The sequence below is a fragment of the Streptomyces sp. NPDC000134 genome, from assembly GCF_042899225.1.
Lineage (GTDB): Bacteria > Actinomycetota > Actinomycetes > Streptomycetales > Streptomycetaceae > Streptomyces.
This window is the reverse complement of the sequence record NZ_JBIAZN010000003.1, coordinates 140,658-165,687: the sequence shown is the minus strand read 5'-3', so window position 1 is coordinate 165,687 and position 25,030 is coordinate 140,658. Positions and strand designations below refer to the sequence as shown.

Below are 25,030 nucleotides of genomic sequence, written 5' to 3'. Positions count from 1 at the left end.
TGCCGTGCTGCGCGAGATGCGCTGGTGGGACATCGACCCGGTGCTGACCCTGGAACGCGAGCTGTTCCCGGAGGACGCCTGGTCCCGGGGCATGTTCTGGTCCGAGCTGGCCCACGCCCGGGGACCGGGGGCGACCCGCCGGTACGTGGTCGCCGAGGCGCCCGGCGGCCGGATCGCCGGATACGCCGGGCTGGTCGCCTCCTCCAGCGAGCAGGCCGACGTCCAGACCATCGCCGTCGCCCGCGACCAGTGGGGCACCGGCCTCGGCTCCAGGCTGCTGACCGAACTGCTCCGCGCGGCCACCGCCTTCGAGTGCGCCGAGGTGCTGCTGGAGTGCCGCGTGGACAACGTCCGCGCACAGAAGCTCTACGAGCGCTTCGGCTTCCGGCCCGTCGGCGTCCGGCGCGGCTACTACCAGCCGGGCAACGTGGACGCCCTGGTGATGCGCCTCACCGACCCTTCGACCTCCGTACAAGGAACCGAGAACAATGGCTGACGAACCCCTGGTCCTGGGGATCGAGACCTCCTGCGACGAGACCGGTGTCGGCGTCGTGCGCGGCACCACGCTGCTGGCCGACGCCGTCGCCTCCAGCGTCGACGAGCACGCCCGCTTCGGCGGCGTCGTCCCCGAGGTGGCGAGCCGCGCCCACCTGGAGGCGATGGTCCCCACCATCGAGCGCGCCCTGAAGGAGGCCGGGGTGAGCGCCCGCGACCTCGACGGCATCGCCGTCACCGCCGGCCCCGGCCTGGCCGGCGCGCTGCTGGTCGGCGTCTCCGCGGCGAAGGCGTACGCCTACGCGCTCGGCAAACCGCTGTACGGCGTGAACCACCTCGCCTCGCACATCTGCGTCGACCAACTGGAGCACGGGCCGCTGCCCGAGCCGACGATGGCGCTGCTGGTCTCCGGCGGCCACTCCTCGCTGCTGCTCTCCTCCGACATCACCTCCGACGTCCGGCCGATGGGCGCGACCATCGACGACGCGGCCGGCGAGGCGTTCGACAAGATCGCCCGGGTGCTGGACCTCGGCTTCCCGGGCGGCCCGGTCATCGACCGGTACGCCCGCGAGGGCGACCCGGCGGCGATCGCGTTCCCGCGCGGCCTGACCGGGCCCCGCGACCCCGCGTACGACTTCTCCTTCTCCGGGCTGAAGACGGCCGTGGCCCGCTGGATCGAGGCCAGGCGGGCGGCGGGCGAGGAGGTGCCGGTGCGGGACGTGGCCGCCTCCTTCCAGGAAGCCGTCGTGGACGTGCTGACCCGCAAGGCGGTCCGGGCCTGCAAGGACCAGGGCGTCGACCATCTGATGATCGGCGGCGGCGTCGCCGCCAACTCGCGGCTGCGGGTCCTCGCCCAGGAGCGCTGCGAGGCGGCCGGCATCAGGCTGCGGGTGCCGCGGCCCAAGCTGTGCACGGACAACGGGGCGATGGTCGCCGCCCTCGGCGCCGAGATGGTCGCCCGCGGCCGGCCCGTCTCCGACTGGGAGCTGTCCGCGGACTCCTCCCTGCCGGTGACCGACCCGCACGTCCCCGGCCACGACCATGTGCACGAGACCGGCAAGGAGAACCTGTACTCGTGACCGTCGCCCTGATGTGGGAGGCCCGCGCCGTTCCCGGCCGGGGCGCGGACCTGCTGGCCTGGGCCCGCGCCCAGGCGCTGCCCGCCGAACCCCTGCGCCGCGAGACCCTCCGCGCCCCGCAGGACCGGGTCCTGGTCATCACCTGGTGGGACGCGGAGTACGACACCGAACTGCCCGAACTGCCCGAACCCGAGGAGGGGTTGGTCACCCGGGCGGTGCACCGGTGGCGGTTCGAAGCGGTGGACGGCTGAGCGGTCGCGCAATACACCGATCCGGTAACCGAGTTCGGCGCTATCGTCGCCCGGACGCCTCCCGCCGAGGACAATGTCGGACGTGTCCACTCCACCTGACCTCGCACTCGACGACGGCACGCCGGTCCGGTTCCTGCTCACGCCGCCGCCCGGCCCGGCGCCCGCCGTTCCCGACGACGACCGGCCGGACGGGATGGGGCGGGCCGTCCCCGTCGCCGACGGGTCCCGGTCCGTCGCCCGGCTCGCGGCCGGGGCGCTGCGCGGCGCGCTCAGCCCGCTGGGCCCGCTGATCCAGCAGGTCCACGACGCCGCCACGGCCGTCCCCGACCCGCCCACCGAACTCAGCGTGACCTTCGGCGTCCAGGTCGGCCAGGACCTCAGGCTCGGCATCGTCGGCGGCACCGGCCAGGCCCACCTCACCGTCACCGCGAGCTGGACCCCGGTGCGCCGGCCCGGCGGGGAGTGACGCGTGGGATGGTTCGGAACCGCGGGGGGCGGTACCGGCGATCCCTCCCGGCACGTCGTCACCGTACGCCGGACCGAGGACGGCAAGGCCGTCGGCGCGGGCTTCCTGCTCGGCCCCGGCACCGTCCTGACCTGCGCACACGTCGTCAACGCGGCGCTGGGCCGGGCCATGCTCGAACCCCGCGCCCCCGGGCTGGACGAGGTCACCGTCGAACTCCACGGGGACGGGACCGCCGCCCGCGGCCACCCCGCCCGCGTCGCCCACTGGATCGCTCCCCGCGCGCCGGGCGGCGGGCCGGTGCCGGACGCCGCCGACGAGTGGCTCGGCGACCTCGCCGTCCTGCGGGTCGACGGCTCCCCGGCCGGCCTGCCCGCCGCCCCCCGGCTGGTCGACATGAGCATCGGCCAGGAGGTGGAGGCATGGCACGGCAGCGGCGCCCCCGCCACCCACGCCGGCCTCACCGTGCGGCAGCTCACCGGCGCCCGCGCCTACCTGGACGGCAGCGCCACCGGCATGGCCGTGGGCGCCGGCTACAGCGGCGGCCCGCTGTGGTGCCGGGCGGAGAAGGCCGTGGTCGGGCTGGTCGTCGCCCACTTCATGCCGCCCCGCGACCCCGCCACCGGCGCCCCGCTGCCCTACAGCCCGCAGCAACTGGTGCGGCGGAGCTGGGCCGTGCCCTGGCAGCGCATCGAGGCCGAACTGCGTCCGCTGGGCGCGCTGGACGCCCTGGCACCCGCGCTGCCCGACCCCGACGACCACGCCTTCCTGCTGCTGGCCGAGGCCATCGAGGACGTCTTCCCCTCGCCGAGCGGCCGGGTGGCCGGCGCCCAGAGGCTGGCCCGCGCCTGCGGGGTCGCGCCCGGCAGCGCGGTCACCCCGCCGACCCCCGAGGAGTTCGCCGCCTTCCTCCTCACCCACCCCCGGGCACTGGCCGCGCTCGCCGGGAACCTGCGCCGCGACGCCCCGGAGGACGCCGACCGGGTCCTCGCCGCGGGCGGCCTCTCCCGTACGCCCCGGCTGCTGTCCCCGCTGGAGTACACCGCCCTGCGCGGCCATCTGCGCGGGCTGGAGCCGAAGGTGCTGGCCCGGTTCCCCGAGGCGGTCCGGGCCGCCCTGCCGCATCTGGCGGCGCTGCCCGGCTGGGACACCGTGGAGTCCCTCCTCGACCAGTTGGAGGCACTGCCCGGCGACGGCCGCTCGGCCGACGGCGAGCCCCGGGTCCCCGCGCTGCTGCGGGTGATGGAGTACATCGGCGCGCTCTGCCCCGGCGCCCGGCGCGCCGAGCTGCGGCTCTGGGCGGACGGGGTCGCCGCCCGGCTCGGCATCGCCCGCGCCGCGCTCGGGGAGCGCCGCGCCGACGCCCAGGAGTGGGGGCGCTCGCTGCGCGCCCGCACCGCCCGGGTGCGCGTCCTGGTGCAGGTCGGCCGGGCCGGGCGGGGCCGGCACAAGCTGCGGATCTGGTGCGACGAGGGCGCCGGCCCCCGGCAGGTCTCCACCGACAGCGTCCGCTCGTACACCGCCTCCGAGGTGGCCCGCGAGGTGCTGCGCGTGCTGGACTCGCTCTGCCCGCCCGCCGAGGACGAACGGCCGCCGCTGGTCGAGGTGCTGGTCGACCGGGCCGGGCTCAACCTGCCCGTCGACGAGTGGGCGGCCCGCGACCCCGAGGCGGTGGTGCCCGGCGTGCTCGGCGTGGAGTTCCCGCTGGTCGTTCACTGCCCCGAACTGCTGCGCCGGCACGGCCGGTTCATGGCCCACTGGCGCAGCCGCTGGAACAAGCTGGACGAGGGCAGGACCCTCACGGTCTCCGAGTCGATGGACCGCGACACCCTCTACTCCCGGCTGGTCAACCAACTCGACACCGTACGCGTCTGTGTGGACGTGCCGCCCGGCCCGCGGGACGGCATCGTGCAGACCTGCCTCGCGCTGGGCATACCGGTAGTGGTGTGGGACCGCGGCCGGACCGGCGGCTCGCACACCGCCCGGTACACGGCCCAGGTCGCCACCCGGGAGCTGCCCGACGGTGTACGGGACTACCGCGCGGGCGCCAAGGCCAGCCCGCCCGATTTCCCCGGCCGCCCGGTCCTCGCCTGGGCCGACGCCGACCGCACCGTGCCCCGACTGCACCTGACCGAGCCCCAGGAGAGCGCATGACATCCGCAGCCGACGCCGACTGGCGGCTGTTCCGCGGCGACGGCCTGCCCCGGTCCGTCACCCTGCCCTCGGCCCCGCCGTGGCGCCGCTTCACCCCCGCGCGGACGATGCGCCCCGAACTGCCGTACGTCATCGCCGCGCAGCACGCCGACGTCGTCAACGCCGCGCTGCACCTGCGCCGCCCGCTGCTGGTGACCGGCCCGGCCGGCACCGGCAAGTCCTCGCTGGCACGGGCCGTCGCCCACGAACTGCGCCTCGGCGAGCTGCTGCGCTGGCCCGTCAACAGCCGCTCCACCGTGAAGGACGCCCTCTACCAGTACGACGCGATCGGCCGGCTGCGCGAGACCACCCTGAGCCGGGACCGGGGCGAGGGCGAGCCGTCCATCGGCACGTTCATCCGGCTGGGCCCGCTGGGCACCGCCCTGGTGCCCTCCGCGAACCCCCGCTGTCTGCTGATCGACGAGATGGACAAGGGCGACGTCGACCTCCCCAACGACCTGCTCACCGTGTTCGAGGAGGGCTTCTTCGACATCCCCGAGCTGACCCGGCTGCCGGAGGAGATGGCCGACGTCGAGGTGCAGACGTACGACCACCGGGGCACCGTCCGGGTCCACCAGGGACTGGTCCAGTGCGCCGAGTTCCCGGTGGTCGTCATCACCAGCAACGGCGAACGGGACTTCCCGCCCGCGTTCCTGCGCCGCTGCCTGCGACTGGACCTGCCGCTGCCCGACGAGGAACGGCTGCGCACCATCGTCGCCGCGCACCTGGGCGAGGAGGCGATGCGGGAGGCCGACGACCTGATCGAGGCGTTCCTGCGCCGCCGGGCGCTCGGCGAACTGGCCACCGACCAACTGCTCAACGCCGTCTTCCTGCGGGCCGGCGGCGTCGACCTGGACGCGGAGGGGCTGCTGGACGCCGTTCTGCACCAGCTCACCGGGGCGATGTGACCATGCCGGCCGGTGGGGAGCGGCTCGCCGAGGTGCTCAGGCTGCTCGGCGCCTGCCGGGTGGAACTGGACGCCGACCAGGTCCTGGACGTGCTCTGGCTGGCCCGGAAGCTGCCCGGGGGCACCGACGCCCCCCTGCGCCGTCCGGCCCCCGCCCCCGAACCGGCGCCCGCGCCGCCCGAGGACAACGGCCCCGACGACCGGGCCGGCCGGGAGCCGCCCGCGCCCGCCTCCGCCGACCCGGAGCTGCCCGAGCTGACCAGCCCCGCCCTGCACGCCGCCGCCCGGCCCGGCCCGTCCCTGCCCGGCCGCCCCGCCCGGCCCGCCCCGGAACCGAGGCGGGCGCTGCCGGTCCGGGTCCCCGAGGAGAAGGCCCTCGGCGACGAACTCGCCCTCGGCCGGTCGCTGAGGCCGCTGCGCCGCCGCCACGACAGCCGGCACCGCACCGAGATCGACGAGGACCGCACGGCCGCCGCCCTCGCCGAGACCCACCTGCCCGACGTGGTGGAACGCCCGGTGCGGGAGCGCTGGCTCAACCTCACCCTGCTCGTCGACGACGGCCTGTCGATGCTGCTCTGGCACCGCCTCGGCACCGAACTGCGCACCCTCCTGGAGCGGCTCGGCGCCTTCGCCGTCACCCGCGTCCTCGGCCTGGACACCCGCGCCCCGCACCGGCCCAGGCTGCACGCCCGGCCGTTCCGCCCCGGCAGCACCGAACTCCCGCTGAGCACCGTCAACGACCCCTCCGGGCGCACCCTGCTGCTGGTGGTCAGCGACGGCATGGGCCCGGCCTGGCGGTCCGGCGCGATGCACCGGCTGCTCGCCTCACGCGCGGCCCGCGGCCCGGTCGCCGTCCTGCACACCCTGCCGGCGGACATGTGGGAGGCGTCCGGCATCGCCGCCGAACGCTGGCAGGCCACCACCCGGCGGATCGGCGGCGCCAACACCTCCTGGAAGGTCGTCGACCCGCTGCTGCCGCCGGAGCTGAGCCGCTTCGAGGACATCCCCGTCCCCGTCCTGGAACCCACCGCCGACGCGCTCGGTGTCTGGGCCCGGCTGCTCGCCTCGCCCGGCACCACCGTCGAACTCCCGCTGCTGGCCCGCCCCGACCGGCACACCACCGTCGCCCGCGCCCGGGACCTCAGCAGCGCCCAGCACTTCCGGGACGCGGCCACCCCGGAGGCGTACCGGCTCGCCGCCCACCTCGCGGCCGTCGCCCCGCTGTCGGTGCCGGTGATGCGGCTGGTGCAGACGGCGGTGCCCTGGCCGGCCACCACCTCCCATCTGGCCGAGGTGTTCCTCGGCGGCCTGGTCCGGCCGCACCCGGCGCCCGTGCCGGGCCCGCTGCCGGCCAAGCACCGGATCTTCGACTTCTCCGCCGAGTCCAAGGCCGTCCTGCTCGACGCCGTGCCCCGGGCCGAACTGCTCGGCACCGGCCGCCGGATCGGCCGCAAGCTGGAGGAACTCGCCGGGAACTCGCCCGACTTCCCCGCCTGGCTGGTGCACCCCGACGGCTCCGACCCGCTGCCCGGCGCGCAGCAGCCGTTCACCAGCGTGGAGCGGCGGCTGCTCGCCCGGTTCGGCGTCTCCCTCGGCGGCGCCCGCACCTCCCCGGGGCCGGGGCGGGCGGTGCCCGGGGCCGGCACCGACGACTGGGAGCCGCTCACCGACGACGACCCGCGCCGGATCGGCGCCTACACGCTGCGCGGCCGGCGGCGCGGCCGGCGCACGGTGGTCTACCGGGGCGTCGACCGCCGCGGCCGGGAGGCCGTGCTGCGGCTGCCCCGCCCCGACCTGCCCGCCGTCAACGCCGGGCTGATCGCCGTGGAGGCCGAGGCACTGGCCCGCCTCGACGGCCAGTACGCGCCCCGGCTGCTCGCCACCGGGCTCCAGGACGCCCCGCCCTGGCTCGCCATGACGCCGATCGCCGACGCGGGGGAGCCCGGCACCCAGCCGCCGAGGCTCGCGGAGATCTTCACCCGCGCCCTGACCGACGGCACCGCCCCCTTCGACATCCTCCAGAGCCTGCTGGTCTCCTGCTACCTCGCCAACGCCGTCGCCCTGTGCCATGTCAACGGGCTGGTGCCGGCCGGTATCGACGCCGACAGCGTGTACGTGCTGCGCCGCACGGTCGTGCTCGGGGACCTGTCGGACTGCGCCGTCGACGGCGAGTACCTCGGCTCGGGCGCGGCCCCCACCCGCGAGGACAACGTGCGCGCCCTCGGCGAACTGCTCCAGGTCCTCAGCAGCAAGGCCGGCTGGGAGCTGCCCGGCCTGCCCGAGGGCATGCACCTGTGGCAGGGCGACACCTGGGAGCAGCTCAGGCGGCTCGTGCTGCGCTGCATCGACTCCGACCCGGCGGTCCGGCCCGCCGCCAGCGAGGTCGCCGAGGTGCTCGCCCGGTACGTGGCCCGCACCCGCCTCCAGCTCGCCGACGCCGGGGCGCGGGCCGCCCGGGACGGGGGCGCGCGGGTGCCGCTCGGCCCGCCGCCGGGCGGGAGCACCCCCCGGTTCGCGCCCAGGCTGCCGCGCTTCGGCGCCGCCCGCCGGACGGCCGAGGCCAGGCTGCGCGCCCTGCGGGTGCCGCTGCCGTACAGCAGGCGGCTGACGCTGGTCGGCGCCTACCACTACAGCGGGCGCGCGACCACCACCATGGTGCTCGGTTCGCTGCTCGCGGCGGTGCGCGGGGAACCCGTCCTCGCCCTCGACGGCTCCGCCTCCGAGGGCGCGCTGGACGCCTTCCTCACCGACCGCAACCCGGCCGTCGTCCGGGATCTCGCGGCCCTGCCGCCCGCCCCGGCGTACGAGGAGATCCGGGCGCGCACCACCAGGCTGCCGTCGGGTCTGGAGGTGGTCGCCCACCGGGGCGGGCACTTCAGCTCCAACTCGGCGCACCAGCAGGAGTACGCGCACGTCCTGGCGCAGACGGCGCCCTACTACCCGTTCGTGCTCACCGACTGGTCCCCGATGCGGCTGGACGGGTCGGCGGACGCGGTCCTGGACCACACCGACCGGCTGATCCTGTGCTGCGGTACGGCGGAGTGGTTCCTGGACGCGGCCATCCGGGTGCTGGCCGTCCTGCGGGGCTCGGGCCGCGCCGAGCTGGCCGCGCGGGCGCTGGTGGTGGCCACGGACCTGGACGGGCCCTCGCACCGGGGGCTGCCCGGGTCGTTCGCCCGGAGGCTGCGGATCGAGCCGGAGCAGGTGGTGCGGGTGCCCTTCGACACGGCCCTGCAGACCCCGGGCTGGCAACTGCACCGGCTCCGCCCGGCCACGACCGAGGCGTTCCTGAAACTGGCGGAGCTGGTCACGGCCGGGGAGTGAGCCCGGCCGGCGGGCCCGCTCAGTCCGCCCGCGCCACCTCCGTCCCGCAGCGCAGCTCGCGGTCCGGGCCCAGGACGCGTTCCGGGCCGGCCAGGGTGAGGTGCGCGGTGTGGCGTACGTCCGCGCTGGAGGCGGCGAGGCGCAGTTCCAGGGCGCCCGGTTCGACCACGCGCCGGCCGGAGCGGTCGGTGAAGGCCGACAGGTCCGCGTGGAAGCGGAACGTCACCCGCCGCGCCGCGCCCGGGGCGAGGTCCAGCCGCTGGTAGCCGATCAGCCGGACGTCGGGCCGGGTCACGCTCGCCACCGGGTCGTGCAGATAGAGCTGCACCACCTCGGCGCCCGCCCGGTCCCCGGTGTTGCGCACGGTGAGGGAGATGTCGTATGAGCCGTCCGTGCCGATCACCTCGGCCGGACCGCCGGTGAAGTCCTCCCAGGCGAAGGCCGTGTACGAGCGGCCGTGGCCGAAGGCGTACAGCGGGGTCGGGTCCAGGTTGCTGACCTCGCCCGCCAGGCCGAGCGGCGGCTGGAGGTAGGTCCAGGGCTGGCCGCCGGGCAGCCTCGGGATGCTCACCGGGAGCCGGCCCGAGGGGGTGACGCGGCCCGACAGCACCCCCGCGACCGCCGGACCGCCCTCCTCCCCGGGGAAGAACGCCTGGACGACCGCGCCCAGCCTGCCGTGCCAGCGGCCCAGCGCGTACGGCCGCCCGGTCAGCAGCACCAGGACCACGGGTACGCCGGTGGCGACCAGCGCGTCCAGCAGTTCGCCCTGGACGCCGGGGAGCGTCAGGTCGCTGGCGTCGCAGCCCTCGCCCGAGGTGCCCCGCCCGAACAGGCCCGCCCGGTCGCCCAGCACGGCCACGCAGACGTCCGCCTCGGCGCAGCGCGCGACCGCCTCCTCGAAGCCGGCGGTGTCCGGGCCGGAGGTGTCGCAGCCCTCGGCGAACGTCACCTTGGCGTCGGGCAGTTCGGCGCGCAGCGCGTCCAGGACCGTGGGGATGTCGATGCCGGCGGCCACCTCGGGATGCCGGGGCAGCACATGGGAGGGGAAGGAGTAGCAGCCGAGCATCGCCAGGGCGTCGGCGGCGCGCGGCCCGACCACCGCGACCCGGGTGTCGGGGGCGAGCGGCAGCAGGCCGTCCGGGTTGTCCAGCAGCACGACCGACTCCTCGGCCAGGCGCCGCGCGAGGGCCCGGTTGCCGGGGGAGTCCAGGTCGACCGGGGCCGTACCGGCGGGCGGCTCGGGCGTCCAGTCCTCGTCCAGCAGGCCCAGCTCGCACTTCTGCAGCAGGACCCGGCGGGCCGCCCGGTCGACCAGTTCCTCGGGGACCCGGCCGGCGCGGACCGCGCCGAGCAGCGGATGGCCGTAGCACTTGAGGGTCGGCAGCTCCACGTCGATGCCGGCCGCGAGCGCCAGGTGCGCCGCCTCGGCGGGGGTGCCGGCGACGCGGTGCAGGCTCTCCAGGAAGCCGATGCCGAAGTAGTCGGCGACGACCGTGCCCTCGAAGCCCCACTCCCCGCGCAGCAGCCCGGTCAGCAGCACCGGGTCCGCGGAGGCGGGGACGCCGTCGGTCTCGGTGTAGGCCGCCATCACCGACCGGGCCCCGCCCTCGCGCAGCGCCAGCTCGAACGGCGGCAGCGTCACGTCCGCGAACTCCCGCACCCCCGCCCGCACCGGCGCCAGGTTCCGGGCCCCGGCCGAGGAGGCGTACCCGGCGAAGTGCTTCAGCGTCGCGACGATCCCCGCCGACTCCAGACCCCGTACGTACGCGGCACCGATCGTGCCCACCAGGTACGGGTCCTCGCCGATGGTCTCCTCCACCCGGCCCCAGCGCGGATCGCGGACGACGTCCAGGACGGGCGCGAGGCCCTGGTGGACGCCGACCGAGCGCAGGTCGCGGCCGATCCGCCCGGCCATCTCCTCGACCAGGCCGGGGTCGAAGGTGGCGCCCCAGGCCAGCGGCACCGGGTAGGCGGTGGCCCGCCAGGTGGTGAACCCGGCCAGGCACTCCTCGTGGGCCAGCGCCGGGATGCCGAAGCGCCCGGCCGCGGTGATGCGCCGCTGGGCGCTCGCCAGCGCCCGCGCGCCGACGGCCGGGTCGACAGGGGCGGTGCCGAAGGGGCGGGTGAGCTGGCCGAGCCCGTGGGTGATCAGCTCGTCCCAGTCGTAGTCGGTGCTCATCTCGCTCTGGAGGGGCGCGACACCTTCGCCGTCCGTATCCGCGCCCACCCACACGCCGTACAACTGGGCGGCCTTCTCCTCCAGGGTCATCCGCGCCAGGAGGTCGTCGACACGGGCGGCGGCGGGCAGGGCGGGGTCACGCCAGGGCGCGGTGGTCATGGAACTCCTGTCGGGTGGACGGACGGCCCTCTCACACGGTGCTGAGCACGTGCCGCGTACGGTTGTTCGTACGTGCCGCGTTCTCGAATGTTTCGAATCATCATCCGAATGTTCCGGGAACCTATGGCCCGCCGAGGACTTCGTCAAGAGGGTCCGCAGGGATACGATCGCCGCCATGACATCCCCGCAGCCCGCTGAAACCCGGACGCGAGGGCGGTCCGCGCAGACGGCCACCCTCGCCGAGATCGCCCGCGAGGCCGGTGTCTCGGCGCCGACTGTTTCGAAGGTGCTCAACGGCCGTGCCGACGTCGCCCCGGCGACCCGGGCCCGGGTGGAGGAGCTGCTGCGCGCCCACGGCTACCGGCGCCGCCGCGCCGAGGCGACCCGCTCGCCCCTGATCGACCTCGTCTTCCACGAACTGGAGAGCGCCTGGGCGATGGAGGTGATCCGGGGCGTGGAGAACGTGGCCCGGGACGCCGGGCTGAGCGTGGTGCTCTCCGAGAGCGCGGGCCGGCTCACCCCCGGGCGGACCTGGGCCGACCAGGTCGCCGCCCGCCGCCCGCACGGCGTCGTGCTGGTCCTGTCGGGGCTGGACCAGTCCCAGCGCGCGCTGCTGACCAGCCGGTCCATCCCGTTCGTCGTGATGGACCCGGCCGGCGACCCGGGCGGCGACGTGCCGTCCATCGGCGCCACCAACTGGCAGGGCGGGCTGGCCGCCACCCGGCATCTGATCGAACTCGGGCACAGCCGGATCGGGGCGATCAGCGGGCCCACCCGGATGATGTGCAGCCGCGCCCGCGTCGACGGCTACCGGGCGGCCCTGGAGACCGCCGGGCTGCCCGCCGACCCCGGCCTGGTCCGCACCGGCGACTTCCACCACGAGACCGGCTACCGCCAGGGCCTGGAACTGCTGCGCCGCCCCGACCGCCCCACCGCGATCTTCGCCGGCAACGACCTCCAGGCGCTCGGCCTGTACGAGGCCGCCCGCGAACTGGGGCTGCGCGTCCCGGAGGACCTGAGCGTGGTCGGCTTCGACGATCTGCCGGTGGCCCGCTGGGTGGGGCCGCCGCTGACGACCGTACGGCAGCCGCTGACCGAGATGGCCGAGGCCGCCGCCCGCCTGGTGCTGGACCTCGGGCGCGACGAGGGCTCCGCGGCGGCCACCCGGGTCGAGCTGGCGACGAGCCTGGTGGTGCGCAGCAGCACGGCGGCGCCACCGGTGCTGTAGCGAAGCGAGTCGGCTGCCGTTCCGAAAGTTTCGACCGTTCCCGGCCTGCTCCGTCCGCCCGCCCCGGCAGTCTGAGAATTCCCGCAGAAATACCGGTCGACCGTCGCCCCCCGCGACCATACGGTCTTACGTTCCTCCTGGCGGGGCACATGGTCGGGAACGCGAACACCGGGACGGGGGCGGGCACATGGGCGGCCGGTCGAGGGTGCTGAAGGCCGCCGGACTCACGTTGGCGGGCGCCCTGGTGCTCGGCATCGCGGCGGCCGGCTGGATCTACTGGCACCTCAACGACAACATCACCAGCGTCGACATCAACAGCGCGCTCGGCGACGACCGCCCGGCCCGCCCCACCCCCGAGCCCTCCGCCTCGGCCTCCGCCTCCGCGGTGCCCACCGGGGCGCTGAACATCCTGGTCCTCGGCTCCGACTCGCGCAGCGGCGCGCAGAACCGCAAGCTCGGCGGCGGCGACAGCGAGGGCGCCCGCTCCGACACCGCGATGGTCGTCCACCTGGACGCCGGCCGGACCGCCGCCACCGTGGTGAGCATCCCGCGCGACACGCTCGTCACCCGTCCGTCCTGCCCGCTGCCCGGCGGGAAGTCGACCTCCGAGGCGCATCAGGCGATGTTCAACTCCGCCTACGCCGTGGGCGGTCCGGTCTGCGCGGTGAAGACGGCCGAGGCGCTCACCGGCGTCCGCATGGACCACTACATCGAGATCGACTTCTCCGGGTTCGCCAAGCTGGTCGACGAACTCGGCGGCGTCACCGTCACCGTCGAGGAGGACATCGACGACGACAAGAGCCACCTCCACCTCGACGCGGGCACCCACCACCTCGACGGCAAGCAGGCCCTCGGGCTCGCCCGCACCCGGTACGGCATCGCCGGCGGCAGCGACCTCGCCCGCATCGGGCTCCAGCAGCAACTGGTCAAGGCCCTGCTCACCCAGATCTCCGCGACCGACCTGCTCACCGACCCCGGCGCGCTGTACCGGGTCGCCGACGCGGTGACCGGGGGCCTCACCACCGACACGGGCCTGGACTCGCTCGGCGAGCTGATCGGCCTCGGCCGCAGCCTCGGCGGCCTCACGGCGGACAAGGTCCGCACCCTCACCATGCCGGTGGTACCGGCCCCGTCCGACCGCAACCGGGTGATCGCCGACCAGCCGGAGGCGCGCGAGCTGTGGAAGTCGCTGCGCTGAACCCGCGGGAAAGAATTCCGGCGGGAGTGTCGATCCGGCGGTGTGCCGTTCGACGCGAGGGGTGAGAGGCCGGGACCCCTTCCCGGCCGCCGACCCGAGGAGCCACCGTGCCCCGCTTCCTGTCACTGGTCCGCGTGAACGAGACCGACGCCCCCGCCGAGGGCCCCAGCCCCGAGCTGATGCGCCGGATGGGGGAGCTGCTGGAGGAGATGACCAAGGCCGGCGTCCTGCTCGACACCGCCGGACTGACCCCCACCGCCCAGGGCACCCGCGTCCACTACGACGGCGGGCGCGTCTCCGTCACCGACGGGCCGTTCACCGAGTCCAAGGAGGTCATCGGCGGTTACGCGCTGATGCAGGCCAAGGACCGGGCGGAGGCCCTGGAGTGGACCAAGCGCTTCCTCCTCGTCCACGAGGAGCACTGGACGATCACGTGCGAACTGCGCGAGGTGGTCGAGGGCTGACGGGGGCCGGCCCGAGGGTGGTGACCGGTGCCGGTTGGCCCGGGGCGCAGGGTGGTGTTCCCTGGGCCCCATGAAGCCACAGCCCCACCCCGGAACACCGATCACGGACCCCGGGCCGCCGAGCACGGACGCCGGGCCGTCGAGCACCGGCCCTGGGCCGTCGGGCACGGGCCCTGGGCCGTCGGGCACGGACGCCGGGCCGTCGGGCACCGGCTCCGGGCCGTCGAGCACGGACCCCGGGGCATCGGGCACCGACCCCGGACCGCGCGGGACGGTACCCGACCCGTCCGGTGCGGCATCCCGGCCGCCCGGGGCCGGCGTCAGCCCTGAGCCGCCCGGGGCCGGCGTCGGCCCTGAGCCGCCCGGGGCCGGCCCCGCGGCGCCCGACGCCACCGCCCGCGCCATAGAGACCGTCTTCCGCATGGAGTCCCCCCGCGTCATCGCCCATGTCGCCCGGCTCGTCCGGGACGTCGGCATCGCGGAGGAACTGGCGCAGGACGCGCTGGTCGCCGCGCTGGAGCGGTGGCCCCGGGACGGGGTGCCCGGCAACCCGGGCGCGTGGCTCATGACCACCGCCCGCCACCGCGCCGTCGACCTGATCCGCCGCCGGGAGAACTACGCGGCCAAGCTCGCGGAGATAGGCCGCGACCTGACCCACGCGGCCCCGCCCGAGGAGCCCCCCGACCCGGCCGGCATCGACGACGACCTGCTCCGCCTGGTCTTCACCGCCTGCCACCCCGTGCTGAGCGCGGACGCCCGCATCGCCCTCACCCTGAAGCTGCTCGGCGGCCTCGGCACGGCCGAGATCGCCCGCGCCTTCCTCGTACCGGAAACGACCGTCGCCCAGCGCGTCGTCCGGGCCAAACGCACCCTCGCCACCAGGAACGTCGCCTTCGAGGTCCCCTACGGCCCGGACCGCGCGGCCCGCCTCGGCTCCGTCCTCGACGTCATCTACCTGATCTTCAACGAGGGGTACGCCGCCACCGCCGGAGACGACCTGCTCCGCCCCGGCCTGTGCGAGGACGCCCTGCGCCTGGCCCGGGTGCTGGCCGCGCTGATGCCCGGGGAGCCCGAGGCGCACGGCCTGGCCGCGCTGCTGGAGTTCCAGGCGTCCCGCACCGCCGCCCGCACCGGGCCCGACGGCGAACCGGTCCTGCTCAAGGACCAGGACCGCACCCGCTGGAACCGCATGCTCATCGCCCGCGGCGTCACCGCCCTCGGCCGCGCCCGCGCCACCGCCGACGGCGCCCCGGGCCCGTACGTCCTCCAGGCCATGATCGCGGCCTGTCACACGCACGCGGACACCTACGAGCGGACCGACTGGCCGCGCATCGCCACCCTCTACGGCCTGCTCGCCGCCCGCGCCCCGTCGCCGGTGGTGGAACTCAACCGGGCCGTCGCCGTCTCCCTGGCCGACGGCCCCGCCCCCGCCCTGGAGATCGTGGACGCCCTCGCCGCCGGACCGGCCCTGCGCGCCTACCACCTGCTGCCCAGCGTCCGCGGCGACCTCCTGCACCGCCTCGGCCGTACGGAGGAGGCCCGCGCGGAGTTCGAACGCGCCGCGTCCCTCACCCGCAACGCCCGCGAACGGCACCTGCTGCTGCGCCGCGCCGAGGAGTGCCGTTAACGCACCGGCCCCCCGATCAGCATCGCCGGCGCCCCGGCGACCCGGGTCAGGAACACGGTCGCCGCGTGCGGCCCCTGCGGCTTCACCTTGCGCCGCAGTTCCTCCGGTTCCACCGCCGACCCCCGCTTCTTCACGGTCAGCGTGCCGACGCCCCGCTCCCGCAGCAGCGCCTTCAGCTTCTTGACGTTGAACGGCAGCACATCGGTGATCTCGTACGCGGTGGCGTACGGCGTCGGCAGCGGTTCGTCGGCGGTGACGTACGCGATCGTCGCGTCGAGCAGCCCGCCGCCGACCGCCTCGGCGACCTCGGCGACCAGATGGGCCCGGACGACCGCGCCGTCGGGCTCGTACAGGTACCGGCCGGGCGGGCGGACCGGCGGGTCGGGCAGGCGCCGGGAGAGCAGGGTGCGCGGCCCCGGCAGCAGCGTGGCCCGCACGGCGCCCGGCTCGGTGCCGAACCACAGCACCGCCTCCTTCACGTCCCCGCCGTCGGAGATCCACTCGGCCTCGGCCTCCTCCGGCACGGCCTCGTGCGGGATGCCGGGCGCGACCTTCAGCGCGGCGGCGACGGACGCCGTACGGGCCGCCCGCACCGCCCAGGACAGCGGCGGCGAGTACGCCTCGGGGTCGAAGATCCGGCCCCGCCCCCCTCTCCTGGCGGGGTCGGCGAAGACCGCGTCGTAGGAGCCGGTGTCCACCTCGGTGACGTCCGCCTCGCGGACCTCGATCAGCTCGCCGAGCCCCAGCGCCTCCGCGTTGGCGCGGGCCGCCGCCACCGCCGCCGGGTCCCGGTCCACGGCGAGCACCCGGACGCCCGCGCGGGCCAGCGCGATCGCGTCCCCGCCGATCCCGCAGCACAGGTCGGCCACCGAGGTCACGCCCAGTTCCGTGAACCGCCGGGCGCGGTACGCGGCGACGCTCGCCCGCGTCGACTGCTCGACCCCGTTCGGCGTGAAGAACATCCGCCCCGCGTCCTCGGCCCCGAACTTCGCCGCCGCCCGCTGCCGCAGCCTGGCCTGCCCCAGCGCCGCCGAGACCAGGCCGGCCGGGTGGGTGCGCCGCAGTCTGGTGGCGACGGCCAGTTCGCGGGCGGGGTCGGTGTCGCGCACCTCGTCGAGGAGGGCGCGGCCTTCGGGGGTGAGGAGGGCGTCGAGGTCGTTCACCGGGTCATTGTGGGCCAGTCGGTGGACCGTGCGGGGCCGGCCGCGGTGTCGGACGGGCTCCGGGACGGCCGCCTGCGAAGATCCGGCACCATGCGAGCAGTCGTACAAAATGATAAATCTCGGGTGTTCCGGGCGGTACGTCTCCGGGCCGGCCTCGCCGCGCTCGCCGTCGCCGCCCTCGTCCCGGGCTGTGCGCAGGGCTCCGCCGAGGTGCGGTCCGCCTCCGGCCAGCAGCCCCTCCAGGCGCCCCCGGCCCGCGCGCTCGACGCGTACGCCACCGGGCTGCGCGCGGCGCACGCCGCCCGGGTCGCCGCCGCGAAGCGCTGGGGCCTGAAGCGGGTGCCGCTGCCGGCCCCGCCGCCCCCGGCGGAGAAGCCGGAGATCACCACCCGCGAGGGCTTCGAGGTCGACGGGCACGCCGAACGCGGCCTCCCGCCGGTCTTCACCACCGTCCCCACCGAGCAGAAGATCGTCTTCCTGACCATCGACGACGGCGCCGAGAAGGACCGCGCGTTCCTGCGGATGATGACCGAGCTGAAGGTCCCGTACTCCGCCTTCCTCAGCGACTACCTGGCCAAGGAGGACTACGGCTACTTCCGGCGGATGCAGGCCCGGGGTGTCGCCCTCAACAACCACACCCTGCACCACCCGTACCTGCCGGACCTCTCCTACGACCGCCAGAGGCGCGAGATCTGCGGCATGCAGAAGGTGCTCCGCGCGCACTACGGCAAGCGCCCCACCGTCTTCCGCCCGCCCTACGGCGACTACGACGAGAACACCCTCGTCGCCGCCAAGAGCTGCGGCATCACCCACGTCCCGCTCTGGAACGAGGAAGTCTTCGTCGACCGCTGGGACTACCGCGAGTGGGACCGCGAGCTGCACCGCGGCGACATCGTCCTCACCCACTTCCGGGGCCGGGGCGACTGGCCGGGCACCATGCGCGACATGGCCCGCCGCTTCCTCGACAAGGTCACCGCCGAGGGGTACGCGGTGGCCCGCCTGGAGGACTACCTGTGAGGCCCCGCCGCACCCGCCGCACCCGCCGCGCCGGGACCGTCCTCACGGCGGCCCTGCTCACGGGCCCCGCCGCGCTCACGGGCTGCGCCCCGCCCGCCACCGGCACCGGCGCACACCCCGGCGCGTACGCCGGCGCGAAGCCGCCCCGGGCGGGGGACCTGCCGCCCGTCGTGGACCACGTCCGCACCCGCGACCGGGTCGTCTTCCTCACCTACGACGACGGCGCCGAACGCGACCCGGCCCTCGTCGGCCTGGTCCGCGCCCGCCGGCTGCCGGTCACCCTGTTCCTCACCGACACCGTCGTCGGCCCGGCCTACGGCCGCCTCGCCCGGCTCCGCTCGGTCGGCGCGAGCCTGCAGAACCACACCCTCGACCACGCCGCCCTGCGCGGCCTGCCGTACGCCGGGCAGCGCGCCGAGATCTGCGGCCAGCAGCGCAAGCTCACCTCCCGCTTCGGCGTCCGCCCCCGCCTCTTCCGCCCGCCCCACGGCACGTACGACACCACCACGCTGCGCGCCGCCGCCGACTGCGGCATCACCGCGGTCGTCCTGTGGCGCGTCTCCGTGGACCCCGCGGGCACCCTCGCCTACGCCCGGGGCGAACCCCGCCTCCACCCCGGCGACATCATCACCCTGGCGGACCCGCCCCTGGCCCCTCGCACGAAGGCCCTCCTGACCCGGCTCACCCGCCAGGGCTTCAGGGTGGCGAGCCTGGACGACTACCTGTAGGAGGCGGTCCGCCCGGCGCCGAGCCGCCCGACGCGCGGCGCTCGATTGGCACTCCGCTTGACCGAGTGCTAACCCCGGCCATAGTCTCGGGTCTGGCACTCCCCCCTGGAGAGTGCCAACACAGCGACGGGCAGGTCCGGCACCCGCGACGACGGATCGACCTGGTCGCCACCTCAGACAGTTAACCCCGTGAGATCTCCGAAGGGGGAGGTCGGATCGTGACGACCGCCAGCTCCAAGGTTGCCATCAAGCCGCTCGAGGACCGCATCGTGGTCCAGCCGCTCGACGCCGAGCAGACCACGGCCTCTGGCCTGGTCATTCCGGACACTGCCAAGGAGAAGCCCCAGGAGGGCGTCGTCCTGGCCGTGGGTCCGGGCCGTTTCGAGGACGGCAACCGCCTTCCGCTCGACGTCAAGGTCGGCGACGTCGTCCTCTACAGCAAGTACGGCGGCACCGAGGTGAAGTACAACAACGAGGAGTACCTCGTCCTCTCGGCCCGCGACGTCCTCGCGATCGTCGAGAAGTAATTCACCGAAGCACCTTGCTTCATTGCTTTACTGCTGCGCCCCTGGTCCCCCGCGTCACTTGAGAAGCCGGGCGCCCGGGGCGCAGCGTCGTTAACCCAGATTCCGGAAGAGGGCTCACGCTCCCATGGCGAAGATCCTGAAGTTCGACGAGGACGCCCGTCGCGCCCTCGAGCGCGGCGTCAACAAGCTCGCCGACACGGTGAAGGTGACGATCGGCCCCAAGGGCCGCAATGTCGTCATCGACAAGAAGTTCGGCGCCCCGACCATCACCAACGACGGTGTCACGATCGCCCGCGAGGTCGAGATCGAGGACCCGTACGAGAACCTCGGCGCCCAGCTCGTGAAGGAGGTGGCGACCAAGACCAACGACATCGCGGGTGACGGTACGACCACCGCCACCGTGCTGGCCCAGGCGCTGGTCCGCGAGGGTCTGCGCAACGTCGCCGCGGGTGCCTCCCCGGCCGCCCTGAAGAAGGGCATCGACGCGGCCGTCGCCGCCGTGTCCGAGGAACTCCTCGCCACCGCCCGCCCGATCGACGAGAAGTCCGACATCGCCGCCGTGGCCGCGCTGTCCGCCCAGGACCAGCAGGTCGGCGAGCTGATCGCCGAGGCGATGGACAAGGTCGGCAAGGACGGTGTCATCACCGTCGAGGAGTCCAACACCTTCGGTCTGGAGCTGGACTTCACCGAGGGCATGGCCTTCGACAAGGGCTACCTGTCGCCGTACTTCGTGACGGACCAGGAGCGCATGGAGGCCGTCCTGGAGGACCCGTACATCCTCATCAACCAGGGCAAGATCGCCTCCATCGCCGACCTGCTGCCGCTGCTGGAGAAGGTCATCCAGGCCAACTCCTCCAAGCCGCTGCTGATCATCGCCGAGGACGTCGAGGGCGAGGCGCTCTCCACCCTCGTGGTGAACAAGATCCGCGGCACCTTCAACGCCGTCGCGGTGAAGGCCCCCGGCTTCGGTGACCGCCGCAAGGCCATGCTCCAGGACATGGCGGTCCTCACCGGCGCCACGGTCATCTCCGAGGAGGTCGGCCTCAAGCTCGACCAGGTCGGCCTGGACGTGCTCGGCTCCGCCCGCCGCATCACCGTCACCAAGGACGACACCACCATCGTCGACGGCGCCGGCGAGAAGGCCGACGTCGAGGGCCGGATCAACCAGATCAAGGCCGAGATCGAGACCACGGACTCCGACTGGGACCGCGAGAAGCTCCAGGAGCGCCTCGCCAAGCTGGCCGGCGGCGTGTGCGTGATCAAGGTCGGCGCCGCCACCGAGGTGGAGCTGAAGGAGCGCAAGCACCGTCTGGAGGACGCCATCTCCGCGACCCGCGCCGCGGTCGAGGAGGGCATCGTCTCCGGTGGCGGTTCCGCTCTGGTCCACGCCGTCAAGGTCCTGGAGGGCAACCTCGGCAAGACCGGCGACGAGGCCACGGGTGTCGCGGTCGTCCGCCGCGCCGCCGTCGAGCCGCTGCGCTGGATCGCGGAGAACGCCGGCCTGGAGGGTTACGTCATCACCTCCAAGGTCGCCGAGCTGGAGAAGGGGCAGGGCTTCAACGCCGCCACCGGTGAGTACGGCGACCTGGTCAAGGCCGGCGTCATCGACCCGGTGAAGGTCACCCGCTCCGCCCTGGAGAACGCCGCGTCCATCGCCTCCCTCCTGCTGACGACCGAGACCCTGGTCGTCGAGAAGAAGGAAGAGGAAGAGCCGGCCGCCGCGGGCCACGGCCACGGCCACTCGCACTGAGCCCCGCCCCTTCCTGAGAAGGCCCGGCACCCCTCGGGGAGCCGGGCCTTCTCACGCCGTCCCGCGCCCGCGGAACCGGGGCGTCACCGGGGGCCGTACTTGCGGCCCGTCCGGGAGCTGATCCCGCCCAGCAGGCCCCGCGGGACCAGCTTCGCCGCGCCCATCAGGGCCTTGTAGCGGGGGTCGGGGATGGAGAGGGTCTTGCCGCGGGCGAGGTCGGTGAGGGCCGCGGCGACCAGCTTGTCGGCGTCGAGCCACATCCAGTTCGGGATGTTGTCCGTGCCCATGCCCGCCCGCTCGTGGAACTCGGTGCGCACGAAGCCGGGGGCCAGCGCCATCAGCCGTACGCCGCTGCCCGCCAGGTCGCGCGCCGCGCCCTGGGTGAACTGCACGACCCACGCCTTGGAGGCGCCGTACGTGCCGCGCGGCACGAACGCGGCGACCGAGGCCACGTTCACGATCCCGCCGCGCCCCCGCTCCCGCATCGCCCCGGCCGCCGCCGAGGTCAGCCGCAGCACCGCCTCGCAGTGCACCTTGAGCATCCGCAGCTCGTCGGCGAGGGAGACCTCCAGGTAGCGGCCCTTGTTACCGAAACCGGCGTTGTTGACCAGCAGGTCGACGGGGTTCTTGCGGTCGCCGAGCCGGGCGGCCACCGCCTCGATGCCGTCGTCCGTCGCCAGGTCGGCCGCCAGCACCTCGGCCTCGATGCCGTGCCGGTCGTGCAGTTCGGTCGCCTGCACGCGCAGCCGCTCGGTGTCGCGGGCGACGAGCACCAGGTCGTGCCCGTCGGTCGCCAGCTTCCGGGCGAACGCGGCGCCGATGCCCGCCGTCGAACCCGTAATCAATGCCGTTGTCATGGCGCAAGGTTAGTGACCCGGAGCGGGGCGGGCGCGTTTCGCTCACCGAGCCTCCCGGCCGGTGAAGCCCCGGTGAAGGCGCCGGCAGGCCACCGCCCGTCAGGAGGCGTGCCGCGCCACGTACTTGCGGGCCGTCTCCAGCGCCAGCGGGTGCAGCGTGTCGGCCGCCGCCAGCAGCCCCGGCAGCAGCTCACGCTCGGTCGTCAAGGCCCGGAACTGCGTCGCCACCGTCACCCCGTGACCGGGCCGGCGCACCACCTCCACCGGGTCGCCCGCCCGCACCGCGCCGGGCTCGATCACCCGCAGATACGCGCCCGGAGCCCCCTTGCGGGTGAACCGCCGCACCCACTGCTTCTCACCCAGATGGCCCTGGAAGGTCAGGCAGGGTATCCGCCCGCTGGTCACCTCCAGGACCACGTCGGCGCCGATCCGCCAGCGCTCGCCGATCAGCGCGCCCGACACGTCCACGCCCCGCAGGGTGAGGTTCTCGCCGAACGCGCCGTCCGGCAGCGGCCGGCCCAGCTCGCGCTCCCAGTCGTCGAGGTCCTCGCGGGCCATCGCGTACACCGCCTGGTCGTCGCCGCCGTGGTGCCGCCGGTCGCACACCGCGTCCCCGGCGAGGCCGCTGCCGCCGACCCCCTTCGGCCCCGGCGCCGACACCCGCACCGGCCCCTCGGCAGGCCGCTTGTCGATGCCGGTCACGCCCTGCGGCTGGTCGGTGTACGGCACGGCCACGGGCCGGCCCAGATTCACGGACAGAAGCTCCATGGCGGCACGGTAGACAACGCCCCCTCAAAGCGTCGACGGATTATTCGCCGCCGTATCAAAGCAGGGCTTATCCTCGGTCGGGTGATCGAGGCTCGTCATCTCCGGGTACTGCGTGCCGTCGCCGCCACCGGCTCCTTCTCCGCGGCGGGGCGTGAGCTGGGCTGCACCCAGCCCGCCGTCAGCCAGCAGATGAAGGCCCTGGAGGCCTCCGTCGGCACCCCCCTGCTGGTCCGCACCGGCCGCGAGATGCGGCTCACCCAGGCCGGCGAGGCGCTGGTGCGGCACGCCTCCGGCATCCTCGCCGGGCTCACCGCGGCCGAGGAGGAGGTCGCCGCCATCGCCGGACTGCGCGCCGGACGGGTCCGGCTGGTCTCCTTCCCCAGCGGCAGCTCCACCCTCGTGCCCACCGCCCTCGCCGCGCTGCGCGCCGCCCACCCCGGCACCCGGGTCTCCCTGGAGGAGGCCGAACCCCCGACCTCCGTCGAACGCCTGCGCGAGGGCGAGTGCGATGTGACCCTCACGTTCCGTTACGAGGGGGCGGCGGGCGCGGAGGAGTGGGACGACCTCGTCGTCCGGCCGCTGCTGAGCGACCGGCTGGTGGCGCTGGTGCCGGAGCGGCATCCGCTCGCCCGCGCCGGGTCGGTGGCCATCGGCGAACTGGCCGGGGAGTCCTGGATCGCAGGCTGCCCGCGCTGCCGGGGCCAGTTGGTCGAGGTGTGCGAGGCGGCCGGCTTCGCGCCCCGCATCGACTTCGCCACCGACGACTACCCGGCGGTCGTCGGCCTGGTCGGCGCCGGACTGGGCGTCGCCGTGCTGCCCCAGCTCGCGGTGGACTCCGTACGCCCGCGAGGCGCCCGTACGGTCCGGCTCGAACCGGCGGTGCGCCGGGAGATCGTCGCCCTGACCCTGCCCGACCTGGCCCAGGTGCCGGCGGTGGCGGCGACCTTGGAGCAGTTGGCGCGGGCAGCGGGCGCGTAGCCTTCGGGCCATCCGGCCCCACGGCTGCGAAGAAACGTTCCTTCAGGTGTTCGAGACGGGGTCGCCGCCGACCGCCGAGGCCGACACCAGCCGGTTGCGTGCGCGTCCCATCAGTTCTTCTCGCTCGTCCTCGGTCAGCCCGCCCCACACGCCGTACGGCTCGCGCACCGCCAGCGCGTGCGCCGCGCACTCCGCGCGGACCGGGCACCTCATGCAGACCTCTTTGGCCGAGTTCTCGCGAGCGCTCCGGGCCGCCCCGCGCTCGCCCTCCGGGTGGAAGAAGAGCGAGCTGTCCACCCCGCGGCACGCAGCCAGGAGCTGCCAGTCCCACAGGTCCGCGTTCGGTCCGGGAAGGCGGGAGAAATCTGCCATGGCGTGACCCCTTGCAACCGATCTGGGTGGATACGGTATCCACGACCGTACAACTACGGTCTAAGGAGATGAAAATATGACTCATTGCGAATCTAGTCGCAGACACTGCCAAAGCGGAAGAAAAGCGGCTGAATGGGGCATAGGTTGTGATGAAAGATTGTGGGTTCGCTGCGCGTGACTGCCTCGTGTCCGTCCCCTCACGTAGAGTGCCGAAGACGACACACAGCCCCGTAACTCTTTCGAGTGACCGTCGTTGAGAGTGCGGAGGCGGTTGAAGGAAGAAGTGCTCGGACGGGCGTCCGAGACGGTCGACCGCACAGGTGACGATTTCGTACCAGCCTGGAGGCTCAAGGTGACGCGCACTAGCTGCGGAGGACGGTCATGACATCCGTCCTCGTCTGCGACGACTCCCCGCTTGCCCGAGAGGCGCTCCGCCGCGCGGTCGCGACCGTGCCCGGCGTCGAGCGCGTGACGACGGCTGCCAACGGCGAGGAAGTCCTCCGCCGCTGGGGTGCCGACCGCTCCGACCTGATTCTGATGGACGTGCGCATGCCCGGCCTGGGCGGCGTCGAGACCGTCCGGCGGCTGCTGTCCGCCGACCCCGGTGCGCGCATCATCATGCTCACCGTCGCCGAGGACCTCGACGGCGTGGCCCTCGCGGTCGCCGCCGGCGCCCGGGGCTATCTGCACAAGGACGCCTCGCGCGCCGAACTGCGGGCCACGGTCACCCAGGCCCTCGCCGACCCGACCTGGCGGCTCGCCCCGCGCCGGCTGCGCTCCGCCGAGATGGGCGCCGCGCCGACGCTCACCGCGCGGGAGATCCAGGTGCTGGAGGGCATGAGCCACGGGCGGTCCAACGCCGAGATCGGCCGTGAGCTGTTCCTCTCCGAGGACACCGTCAAGACGCACGCCCGGCGGCTGTTCAAGAAGCTCGGGGCATCCGACCGCGCCCACGCGGTGGCCCTCGGCTTCCGGTGGGGCCTGGTCCGCTAGGTCCCGCCGGCCACCGCGCCGTGCCGTCCGGCACCCGCGGGCCCGTCGCCGCCGGCCGGGCCGGGCGGCGGCGCCCCGGGTCGATACGGCCCCCGCGCCCCCGTGGGCGCGGGAGCGAGGCCGGTCAAGTAGCTCTGTCGGTGCCCGCTGCTCGTTTCGCCGCGGATGCCGCATCCTTGAGGTGTGGAGTTCCTCGGGGACGAGTCGGTCGAGCGGAAGGGGAGGGCGCAGGGGATGAGTGCCGGCGCACCTGCTCATAACGCTTCGGTGCACAACACCGGACGCGGTGTCACGGATCGGACGGCCGCAG

General features: G+C 74.5%; 22 protein-coding genes. 17 read left to right on the top strand and 5 right to left on the bottom strand.

The genetic code is table 11. The features are described 5' to 3' along the window. Window positions 1-16: 16 nt before the first annotated feature. The 7 genes from rimI to ACFY32_RS05430 all read left to right on the top strand — a co-directional run bounded on the left by rimI (window position 17) and on the right by ACFY32_RS05430 (window position 8,712). Window positions 17-496 (top strand): ribosomal protein S18-alanine N-acetyltransferase, encoded by a 480-nt coding sequence (gene rimI, locus ACFY32_RS05460; protein ID WP_359189827.1) that lies wholly within the window; start codon window positions 17-19, stop codon window positions 494-496. Then, complete coding sequence (gene tsaD, locus ACFY32_RS05455) at window positions 489-1,574, top strand: tRNA (adenosine(37)-N6)-threonylcarbamoyltransferase complex transferase subunit TsaD (RefSeq protein ID WP_359189158.1); 1,086 nt, start codon at window positions 489-491, stop codon at window positions 1,572-1,574. The genes rimI and tsaD overlap by 8 nt, the downstream gene beginning before the upstream one ends. Beyond that, window positions 1,571-1,825 (top strand): hypothetical protein, encoded by a 255-nt coding sequence (locus ACFY32_RS05450; protein WP_359189155.1) that lies wholly within the window; start codon window positions 1,571-1,573, stop codon window positions 1,823-1,825. The genes tsaD and ACFY32_RS05450 overlap by 4 nt, the downstream gene beginning before the upstream one ends. A gap of 82 nt (window positions 1,826-1,907) precedes the next feature. Next, window positions 1,908-2,291: a CU044_2847 family protein gene (locus ACFY32_RS05445; RefSeq protein WP_359189152.1), complete on the top strand. Its 384-nt coding sequence runs from the start codon at window positions 1,908-1,910 to the stop codon at window positions 2,289-2,291. Window positions 2,292-2,294: 3 nt separating this feature from the next. Beyond that, window positions 2,295-4,442 (top strand): trypsin-like peptidase domain-containing protein, encoded by a 2,148-nt coding sequence (locus ACFY32_RS05440; RefSeq protein ID WP_359189149.1) that lies wholly within the window; start codon window positions 2,295-2,297, stop codon window positions 4,440-4,442. Next, window positions 4,439-5,389 carry a MoxR family ATPase gene (locus tag ACFY32_RS05435; RefSeq protein WP_359189146.1) on the top strand — a complete coding sequence of 317 codons (951 nt, stop codon included), beginning with the start codon at window positions 4,439-4,441 and terminating at the stop codon, window positions 5,387-5,389. The genes ACFY32_RS05440 and ACFY32_RS05435 overlap by 4 nt, the downstream gene beginning before the upstream one ends. Window positions 5,390-5,391: 2 nt before the next feature. Continuing rightward, window positions 5,392-8,712: an SAV_2336 N-terminal domain-related protein gene (locus tag ACFY32_RS05430; RefSeq protein ID WP_390673485.1), complete on the top strand. Its 3,321-nt coding sequence runs from the start codon at window positions 5,392-5,394 to the stop codon at window positions 8,710-8,712. A 19-nt stretch (window positions 8,713-8,731) separates the two neighbouring features. Here ACFY32_RS05430 and ACFY32_RS05425 read toward each other — a convergent pair whose 3' ends face one another. After that, complete coding sequence (locus tag ACFY32_RS05425) at window positions 8,732-11,050, bottom strand: glycoside hydrolase family 3 N-terminal domain-containing protein (protein WP_390673484.1); 2,319 nt, start codon at window positions 11,048-11,050, stop codon at window positions 8,732-8,734. Between the two features lie 175 nt (window positions 11,051-11,225). Here ACFY32_RS05425 and ACFY32_RS05420 point away from each other — a divergent pair, with 175 nt between their 5' ends. The 4 genes from ACFY32_RS05420 (at window position 11,226) to ACFY32_RS05405 (ending at window position 15,567) form a co-directional block, all read left to right on the top strand. After that, window positions 11,226-12,278, top strand: coding sequence for a LacI family DNA-binding transcriptional regulator (locus ACFY32_RS05420; protein ID WP_390673483.1), 1,053 nt, complete (start codon window positions 11,226-11,228; stop codon window positions 12,276-12,278). A gap of 187 nt (window positions 12,279-12,465) precedes the next feature. Further along, a complete protein-coding gene (locus ACFY32_RS05415; RefSeq protein ID WP_390673482.1) occupies window positions 12,466-13,476 on the top strand; it encodes an LCP family protein in 1,011 nt (336 codons plus the stop codon). 107 nt (window positions 13,477-13,583) lie between these two features. Next, a complete protein-coding gene (locus tag ACFY32_RS05410; protein ID WP_359189132.1) occupies window positions 13,584-13,940 on the top strand; it encodes a YciI family protein in 357 nt (118 codons plus the stop codon). 421 nt (window positions 13,941-14,361) lie between these two features. Beyond that, the gene (locus tag ACFY32_RS05405; RefSeq protein ID WP_359189130.1) at window positions 14,362-15,567 is read left to right on the top strand and encodes an RNA polymerase sigma factor; all 1,206 of its coding nucleotides are present in this window, start codon (window positions 14,362-14,364) and stop codon (window positions 15,565-15,567) included. Here the strand turns inward: ACFY32_RS05405 and ACFY32_RS05400 are convergent. Next, window positions 15,564-16,730 (bottom strand): class I SAM-dependent methyltransferase, encoded by a 1,167-nt coding sequence (locus ACFY32_RS05400; protein WP_359189127.1) that lies wholly within the window; start codon window positions 16,728-16,730, stop codon window positions 15,564-15,566. The two genes, ACFY32_RS05405 and ACFY32_RS05400, sit on opposite strands and share 4 nt — an antisense overlap. A 90-nt stretch (window positions 16,731-16,820) precedes the next feature. On the opposite strand from ACFY32_RS05400, the gene ACFY32_RS05395 reads away from it, so the two are divergent. From ACFY32_RS05395 to groL, 4 genes are all read left to right on the top strand, one after another. Next, window positions 16,821-17,747 (top strand): polysaccharide deacetylase family protein, encoded by a 927-nt coding sequence (locus ACFY32_RS05395; protein WP_390673481.1) that lies wholly within the window; start codon window positions 16,821-16,823, stop codon window positions 17,745-17,747. After that, entirely contained in the window at window positions 17,744-18,475 is a 732-nt protein-coding gene (locus ACFY32_RS05390; protein WP_390673480.1) for a polysaccharide deacetylase family protein, read from the top strand. Before ACFY32_RS05395 ends, ACFY32_RS05390 begins: the two co-directional genes overlap by 4 nt. Window positions 18,476-18,693: 218 nt before the next feature. Then, window positions 18,694-19,002, top strand: coding sequence for a co-chaperone GroES (groES, locus tag ACFY32_RS05385; protein ID WP_190206047.1), 309 nt, complete (start codon window positions 18,694-18,696; stop codon window positions 19,000-19,002). Window positions 19,003-19,126: 124 nt separating this feature from the next. Continuing rightward, window positions 19,127-20,752, top strand: coding sequence for a chaperonin GroEL (gene groL / locus ACFY32_RS05380; RefSeq protein WP_359189120.1), 1,626 nt, complete (start codon window positions 19,127-19,129; stop codon window positions 20,750-20,752). A gap of 83 nt (window positions 20,753-20,835) precedes the next feature. Here groL and ACFY32_RS05375 read toward each other — a convergent pair whose 3' ends face one another. Both ACFY32_RS05375 and ACFY32_RS05370 read right to left on the bottom strand, forming a co-directional pair. Next, a complete protein-coding gene (locus ACFY32_RS05375; protein WP_359189117.1) occupies window positions 20,836-21,609 on the bottom strand; it encodes an SDR family oxidoreductase in 774 nt (257 codons plus the stop codon). A gap of 99 nt (window positions 21,610-21,708) precedes the next feature. Next, window positions 21,709-22,377 carry an MOSC domain-containing protein gene (locus tag ACFY32_RS05370; RefSeq protein ID WP_359189114.1) on the bottom strand — a complete coding sequence of 223 codons (669 nt, stop codon included), beginning with the start codon at window positions 22,375-22,377 and terminating at the stop codon, window positions 21,709-21,711. 81 nt (window positions 22,378-22,458) lie between these two features. Between ACFY32_RS05370 and ACFY32_RS05365 the strand changes: the two genes are divergently transcribed. Next, entirely contained in the window at window positions 22,459-23,355 is an 897-nt protein-coding gene (locus ACFY32_RS05365) for a LysR family transcriptional regulator (protein ID WP_359189111.1), read from the top strand. A 42-nt stretch (window positions 23,356-23,397) separates the two neighbouring features. On the opposite strand, the gene ACFY32_RS05360 is transcribed toward ACFY32_RS05365, so the two are convergent. Then, a complete protein-coding gene (locus ACFY32_RS05360; protein WP_359189108.1) occupies window positions 23,398-23,727 on the bottom strand; it encodes a WhiB family transcriptional regulator in 330 nt (109 codons plus the stop codon). 381 nt (window positions 23,728-24,108) lie between these two features. Between ACFY32_RS05360 and ACFY32_RS05355 the strand changes: the two genes are divergently transcribed. Continuing rightward, window positions 24,109-24,720, top strand: coding sequence for a response regulator transcription factor (locus ACFY32_RS05355; protein ID WP_003948568.1), 612 nt, complete (start codon window positions 24,109-24,111; stop codon window positions 24,718-24,720). Window positions 24,721-25,030: the final 310 nt, after the last annotated feature.